The organism is Vagococcus luciliae (assembly GCF_024637875.1).
Classification (GTDB): domain Bacteria; phylum Bacillota; class Bacilli; order Lactobacillales; family Vagococcaceae; genus Vagococcus; species Vagococcus luciliae.
This window is the reverse complement of the sequence record NZ_CP102451.1, coordinates 806320-830687: the sequence shown is the minus strand read 5'-3', so window position 1 is coordinate 830687 and position 24368 is coordinate 806320. Positions and strand designations below refer to the sequence as shown.

The following is a 24368-nucleotide window of genomic DNA, read 5'->3' as shown; positions in this document are numbered from 1 at the left end:
TCTCTCTTTCTTTATTTAACAAACATCGCATCCCCAAAACTAAAGAAGCGATATTTTTCTTTTACTGCATGCTCATAGGCATGTAGGACGTTCTCTTTTCCGGCAAACGCACTGACTAACATAATCAATGTTGACATTGGTAAGTGGAAATTAGTTAAAAATGCATCGACTATTTTAAATTCATAACCTGGTTTAATAAATATATCTGTCCATCCATTATCTTCTTGCAATGTTCCATCAAACTTTGTCCCAATGGTTTCAAGTGTTCTAATAGACGTTGTCCCAACTGCGACAACTTTTCCACCTTGTTCTTTGACTTCATTCAAAGTATCTGCTGCTTCTTTGGTTAAACGATAAAATTCACTATGCATTTTGTGATTTTCCACATCATCCACACTGACTGGTCTAAATGTTCCCAATCCAACATGAAGCGTTAAATACACTAATTTAACACCTTTGTCTTCAATTTTTTTCAAAACATCTGGTGTGAAGTGCAGTCCCGCAGTAGGTGCTGCAGCTGACCCATTTTCTTTCGCATAAACAGTTTGGTAACGATCATTATCACTTAATCTTTCTTTGATATATGGTGGTAATGGCATTTCTCCAAGAGATTCTAAAATCTCTAAAAAGACACCATCATAAGAAAAAGTAATCATTCGACCACCATGTTCTAGTTCTTCCTCAACGACTGCTTTTAATGCCCCATTTCCAAATGAAATCACGGTACCTTTTTTGGCACGTTTGGCTGGTTTAATTAAGGTTTCCCATGTGTCACCTGTTGTATTCGTTAACAATAAAACTTCTAAATGACCACCTGTATCAGGTTTTTCTCCGTGAAGCCTTGCAGGAAGAACTCTTGTATCATTCATAACAAGAGCATCTCCTTCATTTAATTCATCTATAATTGCAGGAAATTGTGTGTCCTCAATTGCTCCAGTTTTCGAATCTAATATTAATAACTTTGATGCCGCACGATTTTCTAGTGGTGTTTGTGCTATTAACTCTTCTGGTAAATCAAAATCAAAGTCAGAGGTTTTTAATGTCATATACTCACCTGTTTCCTTTCTGTTCTATCTCCCGTTGTATTTTAACACTTTTACTCATAAATAAAAACAGTCAAGATAGCTTAACTATTTTGATTATAAGGATAACCTAAATGTTGATACGCGTATTCTGTTACAACACGTCCTCGTTGTGTGCGTTTGATGAACCCTTTCTGGATAAGGTAAGGTTCATACATATCTTCTACTGTTTCACGTTCTTCACTGACATTAACGGCAATAGTAGTTAGCCCAACAGGTCCCCCGTTATATAGCTCAATCATGGCACGAAGTAATTTTTGATCGACATGATCAAGTCCTTTATCATCAACTTGCAACATTTTCAATGCTGCATCTGCAATGGGTGTTGTCACAACACCTTCTCCTGTGACTTGAGCAAAATCTCTCACACGTTTTAATAAACGATTGGCAATACGTGGCGTGCCACGTGAACGTCTAGCAATTTCATACGCACCACTTTCCTCTATCACCACATCAAAAATATCTGCTGAACGAATAATAATTTCCTTTAAATCCTCTTCTTCATAATATTCCATATGACTAATAATTCCAAAGCGATCTCTCAAAGGAGCTGATAGCATCCCTGCTCGTGTCGTTGCACCCACTAGTGTAAATGGTGGCAACTCAAAATGAACAGGATGAGAGGTAGGACCTTGTCCAATCATAATGTCCACATAAAAATCTTCCATAGCTGAGTACAAAAGTTCTTCCGCCACACGTGGTAGACGATGAATTTCATCAATAAATAGGACATCACCTGGTTCTAACTCATTTAGTATTGCCACTAAATCGCCTGGTTTTTCAATAGCTGGTCCACTCGTTGTCTTAATACCAACTTCCATTTCATTTGCAATGACCATCGCCATGGTTGTTTTACCTAATCCAGGTGGCCCATAAAGTAAGACATGGTCTAAAGCTTCTTTTCGTTGCCTTGCTGCTTTAATATAAATTGTCAACTCTTCTTTCACTTTTTGTTGGCCAATGTATTGCGACAATCGTGTTGGCCTAAGTGACTTTTCCACCACTTCTTCTGCATATAGTGTTTCAGAAGAGACAAGTCTTTCTTCTTGTTCTGACATCTTCTTTATCATTCCTTACTTTTTCATTAATAATTTCAATCCAATACGTAAATACTCATCCGTTGTTTTATCTTGATAGCTCTCAAGCTCTTTTTTGATTTTTTTGATTTCTCTTTCAGAATAGCCAAGAGCTTTAAGTGCTTCGATTGCTTCATCTAATTGTTGAGTTGGCTCAACTACAAATAAATCTTCCTGTGTCGAAATAGCGATCGTCTCAGATCCTTCTATTTCAACATCATCTAATTTTCCTTGTAAATCTAAAATCATTTGTTGCGCTGTCTTCTTCCCAACTCCTGGGAATTTAGTTAAATATGTTGCATCTTGAGCATCGATTGCTTGAACTAACCCAGCATGATCATCTAATGCCATAATCGCTAATCCACTTTTTGGTCCAATTCCTGAGACACTAATTAGTTTTAAAAATAATTGCTTTTCTTCAAGTGTGGCAAACCCATAAAGCAAATGGGCATCATCACGAATGACCTGATGCAAATAAACCGTCACATCTTGATTTAAATAGGCTGAATAGCGAAATGGATTAGCTACCGCAATTTGATAGCCTAATCCATTTGTTTCAACCACTATATAATACGGACTAGTGAATGTCACTGTCCCTTTAATGTATTCATACACTTGTTTTCTTCCTTTCACGTACGCATGTTCCCTAAAATTGTACCATATCCCAGACAATTATCCTATGCTTTAATCACTAAAAAAAGCCCCCATAAATATGGGAAGCTCTAATTAATTAAACAGTGCTAAATATTCAGCATAGCCTTCTTTTTCTAAATCTTCAACTGGAACAAAACGTAAAGCAGCACCATTAATACAATATCTTAGTCCACCTTTGTCTTGTGGTCCATCAGGAAACACATGGCCTAGGTGAGAATCAGCTTGAGAACTTCTTACTTCAGTTCGTACTCTTGCAAGCGTAGTGTCTTCAAGTTCTTTTAATGTTGCTATAGGCTTTGTAAATGATGGCCACCCACATCCAGCGTCATATTTATCCGTTGAAGAAAACAATGGTTCCCCACTAACGATATCTACGTAAATGCCATCTTTATCAAATTGGTCGTATTCGCTTGAAAACGGGCGTTCTGTTCCATTTTCTTGTGTTACTTGATATTGTAAGGGAGTTAATTGTTCTTTTAATTCATCTTTATTTACCAACTCATTCACCTTCCTAATTGTTTAAATAATTGATTTAGATACCCTACAGGTAAGCCAACGATTGAAAAATAATCTCCTTTAATTTCCTTAACAAACACACTTGCTTTACCCTGAATACCATAAGCACCTGCTTTATCCATCGGCTCGCCACTTTGAATGTAGCCATTTATATCTTCTTTATCTAGTGAATAAAACACTACTTCCACTTCTTCAATGTGTTCATATCTTTCTTCAGGGGTTATCACACAGACTGCTGTCATTACGCTATGTGTCTTACCACTTAGTTTTTCTAACATATAGTAAGCATCTTTTTCATCAATCGGCTTCCCCATAATGTCATTATCTAACACAACTGTTGTATCACACCCAATTACTGTTTCATTTGGATAAAGTTTAACAATTTCTTTAGCTTTTTCTCTGGCCATGCGACGAACATAATCTTTGGGTAATTCATCTAAATTGACCGTCTCATCTATATCGGCTGGGCTTATTGTAAAATGACTTGTCACAAATGACAATAACTCTTTTCTTCTAGGTGATGCTGACGCTAGTATCATGTACGTCTTCCTTTCTAATGTGGCTCTTGAATTCGTTTAAATAATTTTTCCATATCCTGATTGGTAAAGTGAATCAACACAGGGCGACCGTGCGGACAATTAAACGGATTTTCACATGTTTTTAACTCGTCTAATAAGGCTCGTGCTTGACGTTCATCCAAATGATGGTTGGCCTTAATTGATTGCTTACAACTCATCATAATTGCTGTAGCCTCACGAAAAGATTTCACTTCAACTTTTCCTTCTTCTAGGAAAATATCAATCATTTCACGGATGGTCGACTCTTCTTTTCCAACTGGATACCATGTTGGATGAGAACGGATAATAAAACTCTGTTGTCCAAAATCCTCTAACTCAATCCCGACTTCTTCAAACACCGATAGATTTTCTTTAATCTTTATGTAATCATCTACTGAGTATTCTAAAATAATCGGCACAAGGAGTTGTTGTTTATCTTCCCCAACGTCTCCTATTTTTTCTCTAAAATACTCATACTTGATACGTTCTTGAGCGGCATGTTGATCAATAATATAAAGTCCCTCATCACTTTGGGCAAATAAATAGGTGCCATGCATTTGACCAAAATATTCTAAATGGGGAAAACTGTGCGTTGGTGTTTCTTGCGTATCAGTTTTTGGTAGATCAACCACTTCTTCAATCACTTCATGAGAAACAGTATTTGATTCTATGTCACTCTCTTGCGTATAATTCGCATCATCTAATTTTTCTGAGACACCATTTGTGTAATCTTTTGCTTCTTTAAATAGTTCTTTTTCTTCATTATTTTTTAAATAAAATTCACCTGTCAATGAATCATAAGCTAAATTGGTATCTTGAATTTGTTGTTCACGCTCTAGTGGTTTAGCTGAATGCTCAAATGGTAATTGTTGTTGCTCTACTTTAACCGTTTCAACTTGTTTTTTAAATGGTTTGCTATCATTCACGCGAGGAATCAACACTTCCTCACCCAACGCTTTAGCAATGCTTGTTTCAATTAGCGTAACGAGTTCTTTTTCTTTACTTAGGCGAACTTCTTGTTTAGTTGGATGAACATTCACATCAACAAGCAATGGATCCATCTGAATGGATAATACCGCGATTGGAAAACGACCCACCATCAGTTTTGATCCATAGCCAGACACGATTGCTTTATTTAAAATAAAATTTTTGATATAACGACCATTAATGATGAGTGAGATATAATTACGGCTAGCTCGTGTCACTTCTGGTAAAGACACATAACCTGTTAGCTTAAAATCCAAATCATCCCCTGATACTTCAATCATTTTTTTTGCTGTATTAACACCATAAACACCGGCAATCGCTTGTTTTAAATCGCCACTTCCTAGTGTTCGTAACATTCGATGACCATCATTCGTTAATGAAAAAGAAATATCTGGATGGCTCATAGCTAACCGATTGACTACATCACCAATATTAGCTAACTCTGTTTGTAATGTTTTAACATATTTTAGTCTAGCTGGTGTATTAAAAAAGATATTTTCAACCGTTATACTAGTTCCTTTACGCAATGAATGGGATTTATGCTCTTTCACCACACCTCCTGATAAGAAAAGATAGCTTCCCTCTTCACCAGTTGATGTTTCAAGTGTCACCTCAGATACTGAAGCGATACTTGGTAGTGCTTCACCACGAAATCCTAGTGAACGAATACGAAACAAATCTTCACGTGTATGAATTTTACTGGTAGCATGTCGCTTAAAGGCATTTAACACGTCATCTGAAGCTATTCCTTCCCCATTATCAATCACTTGAATTTTCTTTAATCCTGATTCTTCAATAAAAATATCAATTTTCGTACTACCAGCATCAATCGAGTTTTCGAGTAATTCTTTAACGACTGAAGCAGGACGTTCCACTACTTCACCAGCAGCAATTTGGTTTGCTAAAATCTGTGATAACTCTTCAATTTTCGCCATGCTTTTAGCCTCCTTTTACTGCACTTTTTTCTGTAATTCAGATAAAATATTTAACGCTTCGAGTGGCGTTACGCTCAATAAATTTAATTTTTTAATATCGTTCACTACTTCAACCGATTCCGGTCTTTCTTCTGAGAACAAGGTTAATTGAGACACATCTTCTGTTAATGACTCTTCTTTTTCAGTCATAATATCCGTATCACTAGCTTCTGTTGTATGGACTGCTTGTGACTCAAAATTTTCTAATAAATCAGATGCCCGATTCAATAAATTCGTTGGTAATCCTGCTAATTTGGCCACATGAATCCCGTAACTTTTATCGGCTGGACCTTCCATCATTTTATGTAAAAAGACAACTTCACCATTTTCTTCCACTGCTCCCACATGACGATTACTAACACCTTTTAATTCTTGTTCAAGTGTTGTAATTTCATGATAATGCGTAGAGAAAAGAGTTTTAGCTCCCACATATTCGTGAATATATTCGATAATCGCTTGAGCTAATGCCATTCCGTCATACGTTGCAGTTCCACGACCTAACTCATCAAATAAAATCAAACTATTTGGTGTTGCATACTGCAATGCTTGATTTGCTTCCATCATTTCAACCATAAATGTACTTTGACCTGATATCAAATCATCTGATGCTCCAATTCGGGTAAAAATCTGATCAAAAATTGGTAAAATAGCTTTTTCAGCGGGGACAAAACAGCCAATTTGAGCCATAATAACTGTTAGAGCTAGTTGCCTCATATAGGTACTTTTTCCTGACATGTTTGGTCCAGTTATTAGTAAAATCATCGTGTCTTTATCCATCTCGATACCATTTGGCACATATTCTTGACTACCTAATACTTTTTCAACAACTGGATGTCGTCCATTATCTACCTGGATAACTGATTGATTCGTTGTCATTTCTGGGCGAACGTATTGATACGTTTCACTAATCTCAGCAAATCCTTGTAAAATATCAAGTGTTGCCACAGATTTTGCGAGTGACTGCAACCGTTCAATTGACTCTTTGACTGTTTCTCTTACTTCTAAAAACAATCGGTATTCTAATTCTTGTGATTTTTCTTGTGACTCTAAAATGAGTGTTTCCATCTCTTTCAACTCAGGTGTAATATATCTTTCTGCGTTGGCTAATGTTTGCTTTCTTTCATACCGATCAACTGGTACATCTTGAATATTACTTTTTGTCACTTCAATAAAATAGCCAAATACTCGGTTAAATTTAATTTTTAATGTTTTTATGCCTGTTGCTTGGCGTTCTTTGGCTTCCATTTCGGCTAACCACTGTTTACCATTTTTCATCGCATCACGGTATTTATCCAACTCGTCATTAAATCCATCTTTAATGACATTCCCCTCAGTAATCGATAAAGGGGCTTCTTCATTAATCGATTCACTAATAATCGAAACTAAGTCATCCATTGGTGTAATTTGTTCCAACAATGTACCAAACTGACCATTATCTAATCCTTGAATAATGGATTGAATCATCGGAATTTGTTCAAGTGATTGTTTTAACTGAAGTAGGTCACGACCATTCACTGTCCCAAAAGCCACACGTCCAGCTAATCGCTCTAAATCATAGACATGGCGTAAATATTCTTTTAAATCCATTCGCTCGAAATAAGCTTGAGTCAAAATTTCGACCATTTCTTGTCGTTCTTTAATAGCTGATAGCTTCAATAACGGACGATCAATCCATTGTTTTAATAGTCGTCCTCCCATGGCTGTTTGAGTTTCATCAAGTAACCATAACAATGTGCCTTTTTTATCCTTTGAGCGAATAGATTGGGTTAACTCTAAATTATATTTAGAATAATAATCCATTTTTAAAAAATGACTTGGCTCATAAACCTGTGCTTGTTGCAAATGACTTAATTGACGTTTTTGAGTCGTAGAAAGATAAGTCAATAATATCTGAATGGATAACTTAGCTAATTCGTCCTCTACTTTTTCCATTAGATAGCTAAATTCAGATTCTATTTCGCCTATTGTTTGAGGTGACTGAACAATCGATTGAGATTCGAACCACTCTAGTAACGAATGTGGCAAGTCACTTCCGATTACGATTTCTTTCGTTCTTAACCCACTACACTCATTTTGAACTGTCTCTTCATCTAGCAATGTGGCAACATTCATTTCCCCTGTACTTAAATCCGTATAAGAAAAGCCATAGTGACCACTAACCTCATCGTAGACAATCGCTGTTAAAAAATTATTTTGCTTTGCATCTGTTTCTTGCTTTCCTAATGCAGTCCCTGGTGTAACTAACTGTACGACTTCACGTTTCACCATACCTTTTGTGGTCTTAGGGTCTTCAACTTGCTCACAAATTGCCACTTTATACCCTTTTTCAACCAAAATATCAATATAATTGGCAGCAGAATGATGTGGCACCCCACACATTGGTATCGGATTTTCTGCATTTTTATTTCGACTAGTTAGCGTTAATTCTAATAATTGAGATACCTTTTCTGCATCCTCATAAAACATTTCATAAAAATCACCCAAACGATAAAATAAAAAAGCGTCTGGATATTGCGCTTTGATTTCAAAATACTGCTCCATCATTGGCGTATGTTTTGTTTTTTGTGGCATACAATCACTTCCCTACTCTTTTTCATTTAATAACTTTTCTAATGACTCGTTCACTTGCGATTGCAATAAAGACGTTAAATGATGTAACAAATCATTGGCTTCAACTAAGCACTCTCTATATTCAAGTACTAGAGGATGTTTATCAAACGTTTCTTGCAGTTCATCGGCTTGTCTTAACGCCTCTTTTTCAGCATTTGGTTTGTCATAGTGAGCAAATTTCACTGCTTCTTTTTGTAGCTGTTTGATTTGTTCCACCATTTCTTTTAACCCATCATGCTCATCTATTTTTTTCTCTATTTTTTTATAAGCTTTTATGGTGTCGTGATTTCCTAAACCCTCTAACAAGATAGATAAAGACTCATTTATTTGTGTATCATAGACTTCTCTTTTCGCCATCATAAAAGCTCCTTTCTTATCACATTATTCTCTAAATGGACTGTCTGCACTAATGGTACTTGCTTCTATTTTTTTCGCTTTTCCTGTCTTATCATCAATATCTATCACACAATAAGATAAGATTGAGCGCCCACTTGCGACTACCTCAAAACGATGTGGTAAAGCAGTACGAAATTTTTCAATAACAGCTGTTCTTTCCATACCTAAAATACCGTCATATGGACCAGTCATTCCAACATCTGATAAATAGGCTGTTCCTTGTGGCAAAATACGAGCATCATTTGTTTGAACATGTGTATGTGTCCCAACAATCGCTGAAATACGCCCATCCAAAAACCAACCCATTGCTTGTTTTTCACTCGTTACTTCTCCATGAAAATCAATAAAAATATGAGATGTTCTTTGTGATGCTTCTTCGACTAATTTATCAATAACATCAAATGGATCATCTATTGGTGTCATAAACGTTCTTGCTTGTAAGTTAATGACGGCTAACTCAATCGTATTCACTTTAACATAGACAATTCCTTGTCCAGGTGTTGTGTCTTTTGGAAAATTCACTGGTCGAACCATTTTTTTTGCGTCCTGTATAAACTCAAAGATATCGCGGTTGTCCCACGCATGATTACCTAACGTTACCACGTCTGCCCCATCTTGTAATATTTCTTTATATATTTTTTCTGTAATCCCACGTCCTGCTGCGGCATTCTCACCATTGACAATGGTCACCTGGGGACGATATTTTTTCTTTAATTTTGGAAGATAAGTACCTAAGGTTTCTCTCCCTAATGATCCAACGACATCTCCAACAAATAATAAACGCATTTATTTTCCTCTTTTCTAATTAGCTACCAATATATTTTAACAAGTTTCAAACCTAAATAAAAGAAATCGAAGTTTTTTCTATCTTTCATTCTATTATTTTTATGTTAAAATGATAAAAATAGTGTTTATTGAAAGGATGTCGTTAGTATGTCAAACACTCTACTTATCTTTGGCGGAAGCGGTTTTATTGGAAGAAACATTTGCCAGAAGGCTTTAATTCAAGGATATCACGTCTATAGCATTTCAACGCATGGAAAACCTAGTTTAAATGAAGACTGGATACATCATGCGAACATGACTTGGATTGCAAGCGACGTAGTAGACCATGACACTTGGCAAAAACAACTTCCACAAAATATCTACTATTGTATTAATTTAATTGGAATATTACTCCCATCAAACAAGCAAACCTATCAAAATAGTATCATTGAACCAAATAAAATTATCAGCCAATGGGCATCATCTCACTATGTTCCTTATTTATTTTTATCAGCTAAATTAGGACCATTTGGCTATATTAAGGCTAAAAAAGAAGCTGAAAGCTATTTAATAGCTCAACCAAATGTCAACACGATTGTCTACTCTGGTCTAGTCACACAAAAAAAGAAGCGGTTTAAACAAATGCAAGCAATAGCTTTAAAATTAGGTTCTAGCTTGCCTCTTTTATCGTACTGGTGTAGACAAGTCTATCCTATTGATGTAGACAAACTTTCAAAAACTATTTTGAACATTATTAGTACACCGGATAAACAAAGTAAATATGTTGATTTAACACAGTAAAAGGAGCTGTCTGAAGTGAATATTTTAATAACTGCAGGAGGAACATCTGAAGCCATTGATTCGGTTAGAAATCTAACCAATCACGCCACAGGTTCTTTAGGAAAAGTCATAGCAGAAACGCTAAGTCCGCATGTCCATACTATCTTTTATGTTCATGGGCCAAGGGCTGTTTTACCAGATAAAGATAATATTCATAACTATCCTATTTCTTCTGTCAGAGATTTAGAAAAAACGATGCATGATTTATTAACTACTCATACCATTCACACTGTCATTCATAGCATGGCTGTCAGTGATTATGAGCTTGATTACACAACATCAGAAGTTAATCTTGCCAAACAACTAGCCGATGTCATTACAACTAAACAACCTGCAACAAAAGAAAATCTTGAGACATTAATTAAAGAAACACTAATATCTAATCAATTTGTAACAAATAAAGAGAAAAAAATTCGTTCAACCTCTGAACAACTGATTATCGCGTTAAAAAAAGCACCTAAAGTGATTCATTCTATTAAGAAGTGGCAACCAACCACTCAGCTGATTGGATTTAAATTATTAGTGGGTGTCCCAGAAATAGACCTAGTAACAGCAGCAAAAGAAAGTATTGAAAAAAATAAAGCTGACTATATCGTAGCAAATGATTTAGAACATATTTCAACTACTCAACATCAAGCTCTCATCATTAATCAAATAGGTATTAAAGAGCGATGTGAAACAAAACAAGACATTGCTAATAGTCTGTTAAATATCATTAAACAGGAGGAATAAACTTATGCCAAAAGTATTATTAGGAGTTTCTGCAAGTATTTCTGCCTATAAAGCAGCTGATATTATCAGTCAATTAAAAAAACAACAAATCGACGTTGAAGTGATTATGACAAAAAATAGCACGCAAATAATTCCACCACTAACCCTTCAAGTACTATCAAAAGAGATGGTTCATACTGATGTCATGTATGAGGGTAAACCGAGTGATATTAATCACATTGATATGGTAAAACGCGCGGATTTATTTTTAGTTGCTCCTGCTACTGCTAATATTATTGGGAAAATGGCTAATGGAATTGCAGATGATATGCTGTCTACCACAGCTTTAGCTGTCCATGATATCCCTAAATTTATTGCTCCTGCCATGAATACCTATATGTATACAAATCCTGCTATGCAACGAAATTTAGCACAGTTAGAAGAAGATGGTTACACGATTATTGAACCAAAAGAAAGTTTACTAGCTTGTGGTGATTATGGTAAAGGTGCCTTAGCTGATGTTGAGGTTATCATTGATATAATCAAAAAGGAATTAATCAAAAAATAAAAAGGAGTTTCATTGTGAAAACAAAACGTTTAACACTTACCGCTATATTTTTAGCAATCATCATTTTATTTTCTTTTACCCCATTAGGATTTATTAACTTAGGGTTTATAAAAGCTACACTCGTACACATACCTGTTATTATTGGAGGAATTGTCTTAGGACCAAGAATCGGAGCATTTTTAGGTTTATCATTTGGATTACTGAGTATGACGATTAATACCATGACGCCTTCTGCTTTATCTTTTGCTTTTTCACCATTTATTCCTGTCATTGGGACAAATAATGGTAGTTTATGGGCGATTGTCATTGCACTTATCCCACGAATTTTAACTGGTGTTGTCCCTTATTTTGTTTATAAGTGGCTAAAATCAAATAATAAATTACCTGATAGACTATCACTCTTTATATCCGGTGTTGCTGCTTCAATGGTTAATACACTTCTGGTTATGAATTTAATCTATCTATTATTCCAAGATGCCTATTCTCAATTAAAAGGGGTAGCCATCGGAGCTGGTCTTTATAAAGCTGTTTTAAGTGTTATTTTTATTAATGGTGTCCCAGAAGCATTAGTAGCTGGTATTGTAGTAAGTACTATTACTGGCGTGTTGTTGAAAATCTATCAAAAAGGTGGACAACATCTATAGAAAAAAATCGTTGTTTTTTTGAACAAATATGATAGAATAATAAATGACTTTATTATGAGACATAACCCGTATATCACTTACGCTTGCTTATGTACTTGTATCAGTCTACCCCACTTTAATTAAAGTGGGGTTTTATATTTAAATTATTCTACTAAAGAACAGAATATTTCATCTTAACTACTTAAAAACAATATAAAGTGCATTAACATGTTTATTCTGACATCATTAATATTTTTCAAGTTTATTGATTGTCTGTTCCACTACTTTTCTAGGTGGTAAATACCTTCCCGATTCCTCATATTGTGTTGCTTTTAAATCCAATTGGCCTATATTTGATAACTGACTCAATTCAGATAATGACATTCCATTTTTCTCAGCCAAATGCCACATATAATTTAATTCTTTTTGCCGTTTAATAGAATAATATTTTGCAATAGATAACATGGTTAGGTAAGTTATCATTAACCACATTTTTCCAGATATTAATAATACAACACAATAAATCCCAATCACTAGATATAAATAATCTATTTTTTTTATTGTTATGATACCTCCCCTTCTCTCTATTAGTATAACAAAAAACTCTTACTTTTTCGTAAGAGTTTTAGTAAGTCATAATCATATCATCTTCATCATTTTCTGGATTTTTTGCTTTTATCTCAATCACTAGTTTATGTGGTAAACAGATACTGGTTTGACCCACACGACTAATCCAACTTGTCATTACTGCTATTTGATCAGGGCTATTGTCTTCTTTTACTCGAATACGCGTCCCATCCACCTCAACTATATTATATTTATCTCCACCTGGATAATAGGTTTTTTCAAAATGTTTGGTATTTTCATTTAAATCAAAGCGATCAACTTCTTTTCCATTTATGGTTATAATGGCTATTGTACCATTGTCATTATCTTTTTCTTTTGCTTGACTCATTCCAAAAACCACATACGGAACAAATGACAACATAATCAAACAAATGATTACAACACCATCCATATATCGCCATTGTTTTTTTAATTCATGCCATAATTTCATCTTTTTATTTCCTTTCAAGCACTACTCTTAGTAAGATAACGTTAAAATCAAAAATCGTCAACTTTTTATTTAAATATCCTTTTATACACTTGTGAAAAAAACATCAATATTGCTATTTTTAAAACTTTTATCTATAATTGTTTGATACAAACTCTAGGAGGAATTACTGTGTCAAAGTATCAAGTATTATTATATTATTTATATGTCCCTATTGAAAATCCTGAAGAATTTGCCAAAGAACATTTAGAATTATGTAAATCATTGAACCTAAAAGGACGTATATTAGTTGCTAAAGAGGGTATCAATGGAACTCTTTCAGGTTTAACTGAAGATACTCAACGTTACATGGATTACATGCATGCTGATGAGCGTTTTAAAGACACTTTCTTTAAAATTGATCCCGCTGACGAGCAAGCGTTCAAAAAAATGTTCGTCCGTCCTCGTCCTGAATTAGTGTCTTTAAAATTAGAAGATGATATTAACCCATTAGAATTAACTGGAAACTATTTATCACCTCAAGAATTTAAAGAAGCTATTTTAGATGAAGATACGATTGTAATCGATGCAAGAAATGATTATGAATATGATTTAGGTCACTTTAGAGGAGCAGTTCGACCAGATATTCGTACATTTAGAGAACTCCCTCAATGGATTCGTGATAACAAAGAAAAATTCATGGATAAACGTGTTGTGACTTACTGTACAGGGGGAATTCGTTGTGAAAAATTCTCTGGTTGGTTAGTTCGTGAAGGTTTCAATGATGTTGGTCAATTACATGGCGGTATCGCTACTTATGGTCGTGATCCTGAAGTTCAAGGTGAACTATGGGATGGAAAAATGTATGTGTTCGATGAACGTATTAGTGTTCCTATCAATCATGTTGACCCAGTTATCGTTGGTGTTGATTGGTTTGATGGTACACCTTGTGAACGCTACGTTAACTGTGGTAACCCAGAATGTAACAGACAAATCTTGTGCTCTGAAGAAAACGAAGCAAAATATGTACGTGGTTGTTCTCATGACTGTCGTATTCATGAAAGAAATCGTTACATCACTGAAAATAACATTACACCAGAAGAATGGATTAAAAGAATTCATGACTTAGGTGAAGAATTTGATGTTGAAAGAATGGAAACTGTACAATAAAAGTTACTTTAAACCTCTAACAAAGATAGTTGTTGGAGGTTTTATTTGATATCTAGTGTATATAAATAGTATGATAATTAAAACAATGGTAAAGGAGATAAAGATATGTCTACTAAAACAAAATATATCTACCAAATTTCAACTAATCCTATCATAGAAAGCCGTGCTCTATCCTATTTTTATAAAAAAGAAGAAACAACATCGTTTGGTTTTCTCAATGGTTTTCCATTATGACTAGTATGTGTTCCTCATTAGAACAAACAATCGATACCATAAAAAGAGTTCTTTAGTTTTTATTACTGGTTACATGGATCATACTTCTTTCTTCGAACTTGGACTAGCTGTTTCATTAGATAAACAACTCTACTATGTAACAGAACATCTAAACAACACGTTTAACTTACCTTTTCCATATATGATAGACCAGATAACTCCTATCTCATATGATAATTTCATCGGTATAGTTGATAATTTATGATAATAAAAAAGCCACTAGTTTTCACTAGTGGCAAAAAGGAGTTGTTTATTTACTTTGGAGGAGTAAATAAAATGAAAAAGTTTGTTAGGGTTGTTTTGTTGGTATGCTTATATACTAACCTCTTTTTATGAAAAAACGATGTCCTTTTTTATTCTTTTTGTGACGTTTTACTTAAGAAAAGGTAAAGAACATCTCACATAAAAAAGCCACTAGTTTTCACTAGTGGCAAAAAGGAGTTGTTTATTTACTTTGGAGGAGTAAATAAAATGAAAAAGTTTGTTAGGGTTGTTTTGTTGGTATGACTATATACTAACCTCTTTTTATGAAAAAATGATGTCCTTTTTTATTCTTTTTGTGACGTTTTACTTAAGAAAAAGTAAAGAACATCCCACATAAAAAAGCCACTAGTTTTCACTAGTGGCAAAAAGGAGTTGTTTATTTACTTTGGAGGAGTAAATAAAATGAAAAAGTTTGTTAGGGTTGTTTTGTTGGTACACTTATATAATAATATCAAACCATGATAAAACAATGCCTTTTTTTATTAGTTTATTTAAACTTTTACTTAAGAAAATATAAAGATAAATTCCTCTCTACTTTTCTTTATACAATTTAAACCCTGGAATAGTCAGCATGATACATAAACTTACTAAGTAAATAGCCGATAAACACACCACTACAGCTGTTAGGGAATAATTGTCCATTAAAAAGCCAATCACAACAGAAGAAAATCCTCCAATTGCACGACCTAAGTTCATAATCACATTATTAGCTGTCGCGCGAATTTCTGTTGGATATAATGAACTGATGATTGCGCCATATCCTCCGTACATACCATTAATAAAGTACCCAACTAACATGGTTGATAGTAACAAGCTCCATTGCCCTTTTGCCAATACAATCAAATAAACTAATAATGACGAAAAAATCAAAAATAGTCCAAAAGATAATTTAGGACCTAATTTATCCATGATTATTCCAAAGGTTAACATCCCCAAACTCATACCAAATATAGTACTAATCATCCATAAAGATGATCCTGAAACAGACAATCCTAACTGTTTTTGCATGATGGAAGGTAGCCAATTCATCAACCCGAAATATCCCGCAATTTGAACGGTTACCATCAGAGTTAATCCAACTGTTTGCCAAGTCGTTTGGCCATCTTTAAATAATAAAGATAATTTTGGCTTTTCACCACTTTCCTGACGTTCTTTAAAACTGTCAGGTTCTTCTAAACCTCGTCTAATAAATAAAACGAAAAATATTGGTAGTACTCCAATGACATATAACATTTTCCATCCCAATACTGGAATAATTAAGGATGCTAAAATGGCTGCGACAATCGCTCCTACTTGTCCTCCAATCGCAACTACCGACGTTGCTCTGGCTAAATTTTTCTTAGAAAATGTTTCAGATACAAGTGACATACAAGCTCCATACTCTCCACCTGCTCCAATCCCTGCAATCAAACGGAATAAATACACTAAATAAATATTTGAAGCAAAAAACATTAATAATGACGCAATCGAAAAAGTGATAACTGTATATGAAAAGACTTTAACTCTTCCTATTTTATCGGCTAAAAGACCAAAAAAAATACCACCTGCCAACATGCCCAAATTAGTAATAGTGGAAATAAATCCCGCTTGAGCACTTGTAACCTGTAGTGATGAAATAATAGATGATAATGAAAATGCCAAAAACATGATATCCATGTTCTCTAACCCAATACCTGCTGCTGTAGATACTAAAACTTTTCGTTGATACTTAGACACGAACAATCTCTCCTTCTTTTAACCATTTTTACTATTAAATCATAATTATCGTTAAAAGGAAAGAACATTTTTTAATATTTTTCCATATGATGAAATTTGTCTGTTAAGAAGACAAAAAATAATTTGAATAACTTGACTAAAGTTATCCAAATTATTTTTTTATTTATCATAGACAATCGTTACAGGTCCATCATTTTTTATATCAACTAACATGTCCGCTCCAAAAATACCTTCTTTAACTTCTAATCCTTCTTGACGTAATTGTTTATTAAAGTAATCATAGAGTTTACTTGCCATATCCGGATGACCCGCTTTAGCAAAACTAGGTCGATTACCTTTTTTTGTATCTGCTAGTAAGGTAAATTGAGAAATAGACAAGATACTTCCTTCAATTTGATGAATATCAAGATTCATCTTTCCTTCTTTATCCTCAAATACTCTTAGTTTGCTTATTTTCTTAGCTAAATAATCGACTTCTTTTTCTGTGTCTTCTTCTGCTATACCAACTAGTAATACATATCCTTTTTTAATACTTGCTACTTCTTTTTTATCTATTGAAACACTTGCTTCTGATACACGTTGTAATACAATTCGCATTCTATTTACACCTACCCTTTTGTCCGCTTCACACTATGAACGTCTGGTATGTTTTTTATTTTATCAACAATTTGTTCTAGATGAGCTAGATTACGGATGCTAATCGTTAAATGGATAACACCCATTTTATTTTTAGCTGTTTTAGCCTCAACACTCATCAATTTTTTAGTATTAGCATTCACAACGAGTAAAACATCATTCAACAACCCTGAACGGTTATACCCATAAATTTCTAAATCAGCATTATATTCTTGATCGCTGTTTGCTGCAGTGTCTTCCCACTCTACCTCAATCTGACGTTCTTTTACTTCAGGAGAACTATTCATATTTGGGCAATCCTTACGATGAATAGACACACCACGACCTTTTGTAATGTAGCCAACAATTTCATCCCCTGGTACAGGATTGCAACAACGACTAATCCGAACCAATAGATTATCCGCACCCTGAATAACGACGCCACCTTCATGACGAATCTTCATTCGGTTCACTTCTTTTTTCTGTGCAGATTGTTTTATTAATTCTTCGTTTTCTTCTTGTTGCTTTTTAATGCCTCGTTCTTTACGTTCTTTTTCTGTTAGACGATTAAAGACAACTTGTGCTGTTACTTCACCAAAACCAACAGCCGCATATAAATCATCTAATTGTTGAAACGCAAATTTTTCTAAAGCATCATCGACTTTTTCTTTCGTTAAAAAGTCTTTTGCAACAAAATCATTGTCTTCAAATAGTTTTTCTAGTTGATGTTTCCCTTTATCAATATTTTCTTCTCTATCACGAATTTTAAAGAATCGTTTGATTTTATTTCTGGCTTTACTTGTTACAACCATATTAATCCAATCTTGACTTGGACCAAATGAATTTTGAGAAGTTAAGACCTCAATGATGTCTCCATTTTTTAGCTTATAATCAAGCGGAACCATCTTACCATTAACTTTTGCACCTGTAGTCTTATTTCCAATTTCTGTATGGATGTTATAAGCAAAATCAAGTGGACCAGATCCTTTCGGTAATTCAGTTACATCCCCTTTTGGTGTAAACACATATACTTTATCACTAAAGATTTCGCCTTTAACATTAGCCATAAATTCAGATGCATCATAATTTTCATCTTGTAACTCAATGATTTCACGAAGTAGACTAATTTGATTAGCATTATTATCCGTTTGTTGCTCTGTTTTTCCTTCTTTATACGCCCAATGAGCTGCTACCCCAAACTCGGCAATTTGATGCATCTCATGTGTTCTAATTTGAATTTCGATTGGACTACCATTAGGTCCAATAATCGTCGTATGAAGAGATTGATACATATTTGTCTTAGGTACTGCAATATAATCTTTAAATCGTCCAGGAAGTGGTTTCCACTTTGTATGAATTGCACCTAAAACAGCGTAACAATCTTTAATTGAATCAACAATGACACGAATCGCTAATAAATCGTAAATCTCTGAAAACTCTTTTTTCTTGTTATGCATTTTACAATATATCGAATAAATATGTTTTGGGCGACCATAAATCTCACCATAGATTCCCAATTCTTCTGTTGCTTCTCTGATTTCTTCTACTGCTTGAGCGACATATTGTTCACGTTCACCACGTTTTGATTTCATCAAGTGAACAATACGATAATATTGACGAGGGTTCAAATAATGAAGCGAACGATCTTCAAGCTCCCATTTAATCAAACTAATCCCCAATCGATGAGCAAGTGGTGCATAAATTTCTAATGTTTCCTTTGCAATGCGTCGTTGTTTATCTTCTCTTAAATGATTCAGTGTTCGCATATTATGAACTCTATCTGCTAGTTTCACCATAATCACACGCAAATCTTGTGACATCGCTAATAACATTTTACGATGGTTTTCAGCTAACTGTTCTTCATGTGACTTGTATTTTATTTTTCCAAGTTTTGTTACGCCATCTACTAACATAGCGACATCGGGACCAAATTCTTTTTCTAAATCTTCTAACGTCACGTCCGTATCTTCTACTACATCATGTAAAAATCCAGTCGCAACCGTATGAGGATCCATGTTTAGTTCAGCCAAAATCCCTGCTACTTGGATAGGATGGATAATATAAGGCTCTCCTGATTTTCTAAATTGTCCTTTATGTGCTTCTCTTGCATAATGACTTGCCTTTTCAACAAATGCAACATGCTGAGGGTTCATATATGTCGATACCATTTTTATGACTTCTTCAGCGGTTAAATCTTTTTCTTTTGGCATGTTTTCCCCTCCTTATGAAAAAAAAGTACCTCAATAGTACTTTTTAACTTAATCTTATTACGATTATTATAACCCACCTAAATCACTATTTTCAATTTATGATGATTTTTTTCGTATTTTATTTTTTATTTAATTCCCATTGATAACTCATGGCAGACAATGCATACAATGGAGCTGTTTCTGCTCGTAAGATACGTGGACCTAATGCGCAACATTTAACATTCTTCGCTTCTAATATGTTTATTTCTTCGGATGTTAAACCTCCTTCTGGTCCAAATACAATCAATAGAGAATCACCTGGCTGACAAGTCATTAATGTTTTCACGAGTTGACTATTCTCATCTTGTTTACTAGACTCTTCATACGCCACTAAACACTGTGTAAAATCTATAGCTTTTTCTAGTAAGTCGTTAAAAGAACCATACAATGATACACTAGGTACTACTTGTCTATGAGATTGCTCCGATGCTTCTTTAACGATTTTTTCAAGTCTTTGTGCTTTTTTGTTTCGTTTTTTCTCATCCCATTTCACCACAGATGTTTTCGAAGGAAAAGCAATCAATCCATGCATACCTAACTCCGTTGCTTTTTGTGCAACCAATTCTAACTTATCTCCCTTGGTATAACCACAAGCAATCGTCACGTTTATCGGCATCTCTTTTACCATTTCTTCTTTAGCAACTTCCTCAAAGATAATTTTTTCATCAGTTATCTCAATAATTTTCGCTTTTATAGCCAACTCATTTTTAAAAACCAAAAAACACTCATCATCTAGTACCATTCGCATCACATGTTTCGCATGATGAAAATCATCTCCAACTAAATCAAAAGTTACTTGTTCTTCATAATCACAAGGTAAAAAATATCGTTGCATGTTTAGTCCTCCAATTGCTTTTTAACAATAATGGCATACCAATCTTTTTGTTTAAACAACTGATCAACGATAAATTTCTCTTTTTCTAACTCAGATAAAATCATTGGTATTTTATCTTCAATAATTCCAGAGATAATCAGTGTTCCATTATCTTTTAGACAACGGTGAGCATCTTTTAACATTAATACAATAATATCAGCTAAAATATTTGCCACAATCACGTCTGCTTTTTTATCAACACCATTTAATAAATCATTCGCCGAAACATGTACGTCTTTTGCAATAGGATTTAATGCCATATTTTCTTTTGCAGAATTAACCGCAACCTCATCTAAATCATAAGCAAACACATCTTTTGCTCCTAGAAACTTACTCGCAATACTTAATACGCCAGAACCTGTTCCCACATCTAATACCATTTCTCCCCCACGAAGAGTCACTTCAAGTGCTTGTAACGTCAAACGTGTGGTTGGGTGTGTACCTGTTCCAAATGCCATGCCTGGATCAAGGTAGATAATATGTTCATCAGGATTGTTTGATGTATAGTCTTGCCATTCAGGCACAATCGTTAAATAACGGCTAATATTTACTGGATGATAATATTTTTTCCAAGCAGTCGCCCAATCACTTTCTTCTACTTCAGAAGCTGTGATGCTATGTTCACCAATATCTAACCCAAAAGAAGCTAGTTCTTCTACTTTTAGTTGAATACTAGGAATAATTTCTGGTAAAAATAACGTTTCTGGGAAATAAGCAATGACTTCTGCCCCTTCTTTTCGATGAGAAAAAGTATCCTTATCTAGAATCTCACCAAAAGGATCACTCTCAAAATTTACTAAGTCCATCGCGTCTTCTATCGCAACTCCATTAGCTCCTGCTTCCATTAAAATACTTGATACTGCTTCTACTGCCTCACTGGAAGTAATAACAGATAATTGATTCCACTTCATTGTCTAATCTCCCTTTTAATACTTTGGATAAGCTACCATAGCTGTCTCATCATTATTTTTTTTCATTTCTTCAAATGCCTCATCATTCCACACTAATTCAAATGTTTCAATGGTTTCATCATTTAAAAAGTCTAGTAAATCATCTTGTCCATTCACTAACACTTCTGCTAAATAGTTTGCTAACGCTGTGATATCTCCTTTTGTCATTCCTTTTTTACGATTAAATGGAATCACAGTTAAATATTCTAATTCATCAGGTGTTTCTTTATCATCAGCATATAATACTAAACTATCTTCAAACTCTATCACTTCTTCTTCCGATTGAACGCCTTCTTCGTCTTCGATGACATCGTTTGATTTATTTTCAGCAAATAGCACAACAGATAATTCTATACGATGTTGTTTAACATCCCAATCAATGGCAAAGTCAAATTCTTCTAAGGCTTTTTCAAGCTGTTTTTCTAATTCTGTTAACATATTGTCTTTCATTTTTTCACACACTTACACTTTCTTTGTATTGTCTCTATCATACAAAAGTTGATAGCATTTGCCAATACTAAACCTATGTTATAATAAGTTTATTAAAGGGGGAAAACAGATGAATAAACCTCTCGCTTATCGTATGAGACCAAAAACAATTGATGACGTTGTTGGGCAAAAACATTTAGTCGGTGAAGGAAAAATTATTCGCCGCATGGTTGATGCGAAACAACTTTCTTCTATGATTTTATATGGCCCACCTGGAACTGGAAAAACAAGTATTGCTAGTGCGATTGCAGGCTCAACTCACTATGCTTTTCGTATGCTAAATGCTGCAACCGATAGTAAAAAAGATTTACAAATTGTTGTAGAAGAAGCCAAAATGAGTGGAACACTTATCTTGTTACTAGATGAAGTTCACCGTCTTGATAAACCAAAACAAGACTTTTTACTACCACATTTAGAAAATGGTCGCGTGATTTTAATTGGAGCAACAACAGAAAACCCATATATATCAATTAATCCTGCCATTCGCAGTCGAACTCAAATATTTGAAGTCAAACCTCTCACTGAAGTCGATATTAAAGAAGCTATTAATAGAGCTTTGACTGATGAGGTAGATGGTTTAGGAAACCTTGATGTTACACTCACTGATGAAGCCATGACACATTTAACACGTGCAACAAATGGTGATTTAAGAAGTGCGCTAAATGGTTTGGAACTTGCTGTAAAATCTACTAAATCTAATGATAAAGGAAAAATAGTTATTACATTAGAAGTGATAGAAGAATGTGTGCAACGAAAATCTCTCACGCATGATAAGGATGGAGATGCTCATTATGATGTGATTTCCGCCTTTCAAAAAAGTATTCGTGGAAGTGATGTGGATGCTGCCTTACACTATATGGCAAGACTAGTCGAAGCTGGGGATATGATGTCGATTTGTAGACGACTTATGGTGATTGCGTACGAAGACATTGGTCTAGCTAATCCAGGAGCTTGTGCAAGGACTGTGTCTGCTGTTCAAGCAGCTGAAAAATTAGGATTTCCTGAAGCTCGTATTCCACTTGCTAATGCTGTGATTGATTTGTGTTTATCACCAAAATCAAATTCAAGTATTGTCGCCATTGATAACGCGTTAAGTGACATCAGACAAGGAAATACAGGAGACGTGCCTGATCATTTGAAAGACTCACATTACAAAGGTGCTGAAAAACTAAATCGAGGTGTTGATTACAAATACCCACATAGTTTTAATAATCATTGGGTCAAACAACAATACTTACCAGATAAAATAAAATATGCTACTTACTACGAACCTGTTCAAACAGGGAAATACGAAATGGCTTTAGGAAAACAATGGGAATGGCTAACTTCACAAAAGAAACGTCAGCCCTAACAATTGAAGAATTTAATTTCCTGTGATATTATATAACTATAATATCTGTGATGTACGCAGTATCCCCATTAGTGTTGACCGAACAAATCGTTTTACTTTGGGAATCAACGAGTATTTATTAAAAACAGGCCTTTTCATTTGGTAGTTTGAGATATTTACAGCGATTCCCACCTGCATTTTTTAGCGGGTTCAACCATCAGGGATACAAAACGGCATCGACGGATATTTTTTTGCGTTTAAAATGAAAAGGTTGTGATACGTTGTATAAATTTATCCTTATAATTTTTGCTTTTATTTTATGTATAATCAGTTATTTTTTATCAAAAAAACAAAAGGCTTTGTTAGTTGTCTTTACAGAAAAAAATCAACCAATATTAAAAAAATTTTCAATATCACTTCTTTTATTAGCAATAATTGGCATAATTATTGGATTATTTTTTGCAACAAAGTTTATTAGTTTAATGTACATCTTTCTTGTACTTTGCGTTTCATCAATATTTAGTATAATATTATCTCAAAACATTCACTAAGGGGAGTATGGATTATCATGCAAAAACAATACAAAAAAATATTGGTCGCAATGGATGGATCAAAGGAAGCTGAACGCGCACTTAAAAAAGCTGTGCATGTTGCTAAACGAAATGACGCTACCCTTTACATTGCTCACATTGTTGATATGCGCGCATTTGAAACAGTTTCATCCTACGATGAAACACTCGCAACAAATGCAAAAAAAGAAGCTGATAAGGCCCTAAAACAATATATTGAGTATGCTCATGAGCATAATTTCGACAAAGTAGAAACAGTGATTCGCATAGGTGTGCCTAAAATCGTCCTATCAGAAGATTTACCAAAAGAATTAGGAATCGACTTAATTATGCTAGGAGCAACTGGGTTAAATGCTATGGAGAGAATTTTACTTGGCTCTGTATCAAGTTATGTCTCTATCCATGCCAAAAGTGACGTTTTAGTTGTTCGTACAGATATGGATAATAAAACAGTAAAATAAATTAATTAAACAAAAA

Annotated in this window: 25 protein-coding genes and 1 other RNA gene; 9 read left to right on the top strand and 17 right to left on the bottom strand. The window is 34.3% G+C overall.

Features of this window, described 5'->3' with window-relative positions:
* Positions 1 to 11 precede the first annotated feature (11 nt).
* The 9 genes from queA to G314FT_RS04270 all read right to left on the bottom strand — a co-directional run bounded on the left by queA (position 12) and on the right by G314FT_RS04270 (position 9638).
* Positions 12 to 1046: a tRNA preQ1(34) S-adenosylmethionine ribosyltransferase-isomerase QueA gene (gene queA, locus G314FT_RS04310; protein ID WP_257702211.1), complete on the bottom strand. Its 1035-nt coding sequence runs from the start codon at positions 1044 to 1046 to the stop codon at positions 12 to 14.
* An 80-nt stretch (positions 1047 to 1126) separates the two neighbouring features.
* On the bottom strand, positions 1127 to 2140 hold the full coding sequence (gene ruvB, locus G314FT_RS04305; protein WP_257702210.1) for a Holliday junction branch migration DNA helicase RuvB: 1014 nt from the start codon (positions 2138 to 2140) through the stop codon (positions 1127 to 1129).
* 15 nt (positions 2141 to 2155) lie between these two features.
* Entirely contained in the window at positions 2156 to 2773 is a 618-nt protein-coding gene (gene ruvA, locus G314FT_RS04300; protein ID WP_257702209.1) for a Holliday junction branch migration protein RuvA, read from the bottom strand.
* 111 nt (positions 2774 to 2884) lie between these two features.
* Positions 2885 to 3319 carry a peptide-methionine (R)-S-oxide reductase MsrB gene (msrB, locus tag G314FT_RS04295; RefSeq protein WP_199500912.1) on the bottom strand — a complete coding sequence of 145 codons (435 nt, stop codon included), beginning with the start codon at positions 3317 to 3319 and terminating at the stop codon, positions 2885 to 2887.
* Entirely contained in the window at positions 3316 to 3867 is a 552-nt protein-coding gene (locus tag G314FT_RS04290; RefSeq protein ID WP_257702208.1) for a Maf family protein, read from the bottom strand. The genes msrB and G314FT_RS04290 overlap by 4 nt, the downstream gene beginning before the upstream one ends.
* A 14-nt stretch (positions 3868 to 3881) precedes the next feature.
* Positions 3882 to 5807, bottom strand: a complete 1926-nt coding sequence (gene mutL, locus G314FT_RS04285; protein WP_257702207.1) for a DNA mismatch repair endonuclease MutL — start codon at positions 5805 to 5807, stop codon at positions 3882 to 3884.
* A 15-nt stretch (positions 5808 to 5822) separates the two neighbouring features.
* Entirely contained in the window at positions 5823 to 8417 is a 2595-nt protein-coding gene (gene mutS, locus G314FT_RS04280; protein WP_257702206.1) for a DNA mismatch repair protein MutS, read from the bottom strand.
* Positions 8418 to 8429: 12 nt separating this feature from the next.
* The gene (locus tag G314FT_RS04275; RefSeq protein WP_257702205.1) at positions 8430 to 8813 is read right to left on the bottom strand and encodes a YlbF family regulator; all 384 of its coding nucleotides are present in this window, start codon (positions 8811 to 8813) and stop codon (positions 8430 to 8432) included.
* A 24-nt stretch (positions 8814 to 8837) separates the two neighbouring features.
* Positions 8838 to 9638, bottom strand: coding sequence for a TIGR00282 family metallophosphoesterase (locus G314FT_RS04270; protein WP_257702204.1), 801 nt, complete (start codon positions 9636 to 9638; stop codon positions 8838 to 8840).
* A 147-nt stretch (positions 9639 to 9785) separates the two neighbouring features.
* On the opposite strand from G314FT_RS04270, the gene G314FT_RS04265 reads away from it, so the two are divergent.
* From G314FT_RS04265 to G314FT_RS04250, 4 genes are read left to right on the top strand one after another with little or no spacing between them, the layout of a single operon-like run.
* On the top strand, positions 9786 to 10418 hold the full coding sequence (locus G314FT_RS04265) for an NAD-dependent epimerase/dehydratase family protein (protein WP_257702203.1): 633 nt from the start codon (positions 9786 to 9788) through the stop codon (positions 10416 to 10418).
* A 15-nt stretch (positions 10419 to 10433) separates the two neighbouring features.
* On the top strand, positions 10434 to 11189 hold the full coding sequence (locus tag G314FT_RS04260; RefSeq protein WP_257702202.1) for a phosphopantothenoylcysteine decarboxylase domain-containing protein: 756 nt from the start codon (positions 10434 to 10436) through the stop codon (positions 11187 to 11189).
* 4 nt (positions 11190 to 11193) lie between these two features.
* Positions 11194 to 11736: a phosphopantothenoylcysteine decarboxylase gene (locus tag G314FT_RS04255; protein WP_257702201.1), complete on the top strand. Its 543-nt coding sequence runs from the start codon at positions 11194 to 11196 to the stop codon at positions 11734 to 11736.
* Positions 11737 to 11747: 11 nt separating this feature from the next.
* Positions 11748 to 12380: an ECF transporter S component gene (locus G314FT_RS04250; RefSeq protein WP_257702506.1), complete on the top strand. Its 633-nt coding sequence runs from the start codon at positions 11748 to 11750 to the stop codon at positions 12378 to 12380.
* A gap of 225 nt (positions 12381 to 12605) precedes the next feature.
* Here the strand turns inward: G314FT_RS04250 and G314FT_RS04245 are convergent, their stop codons facing one another.
* Positions 12606 to 12842 (bottom strand): hypothetical protein, encoded by a 237-nt coding sequence (locus tag G314FT_RS04245; RefSeq protein ID WP_257702200.1) that lies wholly within the window; start codon positions 12840 to 12842, stop codon positions 12606 to 12608.
* A gap of 142 nt (positions 12843 to 12984) precedes the next feature.
* The gene (locus G314FT_RS04240; protein WP_257702199.1) at positions 12985 to 13416 is read right to left on the bottom strand and encodes a NusG domain II-containing protein; all 432 of its coding nucleotides are present in this window, start codon (positions 13414 to 13416) and stop codon (positions 12985 to 12987) included.
* A 168-nt stretch (positions 13417 to 13584) separates the two neighbouring features.
* On the opposite strand from G314FT_RS04240, the gene trhO reads away from it, so the two are divergent.
* Together trhO and G314FT_RS04230 are read left to right on the top strand one after the other, a co-directional pair.
* Entirely contained in the window at positions 13585 to 14562 is a 978-nt protein-coding gene (gene trhO / locus G314FT_RS04235) for an oxygen-dependent tRNA uridine(34) hydroxylase TrhO (protein ID WP_257702198.1), read from the top strand.
* A gap of 105 nt (positions 14563 to 14667) precedes the next feature.
* Positions 14668 to 14796, top strand: coding sequence for a hypothetical protein (locus G314FT_RS04230; RefSeq protein ID WP_257702197.1), 129 nt, complete (start codon positions 14668 to 14670; stop codon positions 14794 to 14796).
* An 834-nt stretch (positions 14797 to 15630) separates the two neighbouring features.
* Here G314FT_RS04230 and G314FT_RS04225 read toward each other — a convergent pair.
* From G314FT_RS04225 to G314FT_RS04200, 6 genes are all read right to left on the bottom strand, one after another.
* Positions 15631 to 16815, bottom strand: a complete 1185-nt coding sequence (locus G314FT_RS04225) for an MFS transporter (protein ID WP_257702196.1) — start codon at positions 16813 to 16815, stop codon at positions 15631 to 15633.
* Positions 16816 to 16974: 159 nt separating this feature from the next.
* Positions 16975 to 17412 carry a D-aminoacyl-tRNA deacylase gene (gene dtd, locus G314FT_RS04220; protein ID WP_257702195.1) on the bottom strand — a complete coding sequence of 146 codons (438 nt, stop codon included), beginning with the start codon at positions 17410 to 17412 and terminating at the stop codon, positions 16975 to 16977.
* Positions 17413 to 17423: 11 nt separating this feature from the next.
* Complete coding sequence (locus G314FT_RS04215; RefSeq protein WP_257702194.1) at positions 17424 to 19640, bottom strand: RelA/SpoT family protein; 2217 nt, start codon at positions 19638 to 19640, stop codon at positions 17424 to 17426.
* A 118-nt stretch (positions 19641 to 19758) separates the two neighbouring features.
* Positions 19759 to 20514: a 16S rRNA (uracil(1498)-N(3))-methyltransferase gene (locus tag G314FT_RS04210; protein ID WP_257702193.1), complete on the bottom strand. Its 756-nt coding sequence runs from the start codon at positions 20512 to 20514 to the stop codon at positions 19759 to 19761.
* 2 nt (positions 20515 to 20516) lie between these two features.
* Positions 20517 to 21464, bottom strand: coding sequence for a 50S ribosomal protein L11 methyltransferase (prmA, locus tag G314FT_RS04205; protein WP_257702192.1), 948 nt, complete (start codon positions 21462 to 21464; stop codon positions 20517 to 20519).
* A gap of 15 nt (positions 21465 to 21479) precedes the next feature.
* Positions 21480 to 21953, bottom strand: coding sequence for a DUF3013 family protein (locus tag G314FT_RS04200; protein WP_257702191.1), 474 nt, complete (start codon positions 21951 to 21953; stop codon positions 21480 to 21482).
* Between the two features lie 109 nt (positions 21954 to 22062).
* Between G314FT_RS04200 and G314FT_RS04195 the strand changes: the two genes are divergently transcribed.
* The 3 genes from G314FT_RS04195 (at position 22063) to G314FT_RS04185 (ending at position 24352) form a co-directional block, all read left to right on the top strand.
* Entirely contained in the window at positions 22063 to 23343 is a 1281-nt protein-coding gene (locus tag G314FT_RS04195) for a replication-associated recombination protein A (RefSeq protein WP_257702190.1), read from the top strand.
* A 39-nt stretch (positions 23344 to 23382) separates the two neighbouring features.
* Positions 23383 to 23572, top strand: a non-coding RNA gene (gene ssrS / locus G314FT_RS04190) — 6S RNA.
* Positions 23573 to 23890: 318 nt separating this feature from the next.
* Positions 23891 to 24352: a universal stress protein gene (locus G314FT_RS04185; RefSeq protein WP_257702189.1), complete on the top strand. Its 462-nt coding sequence runs from the start codon at positions 23891 to 23893 to the stop codon at positions 24350 to 24352.
* The last annotated feature ends 16 nt before the right edge of the window (positions 24353 to 24368 follow it).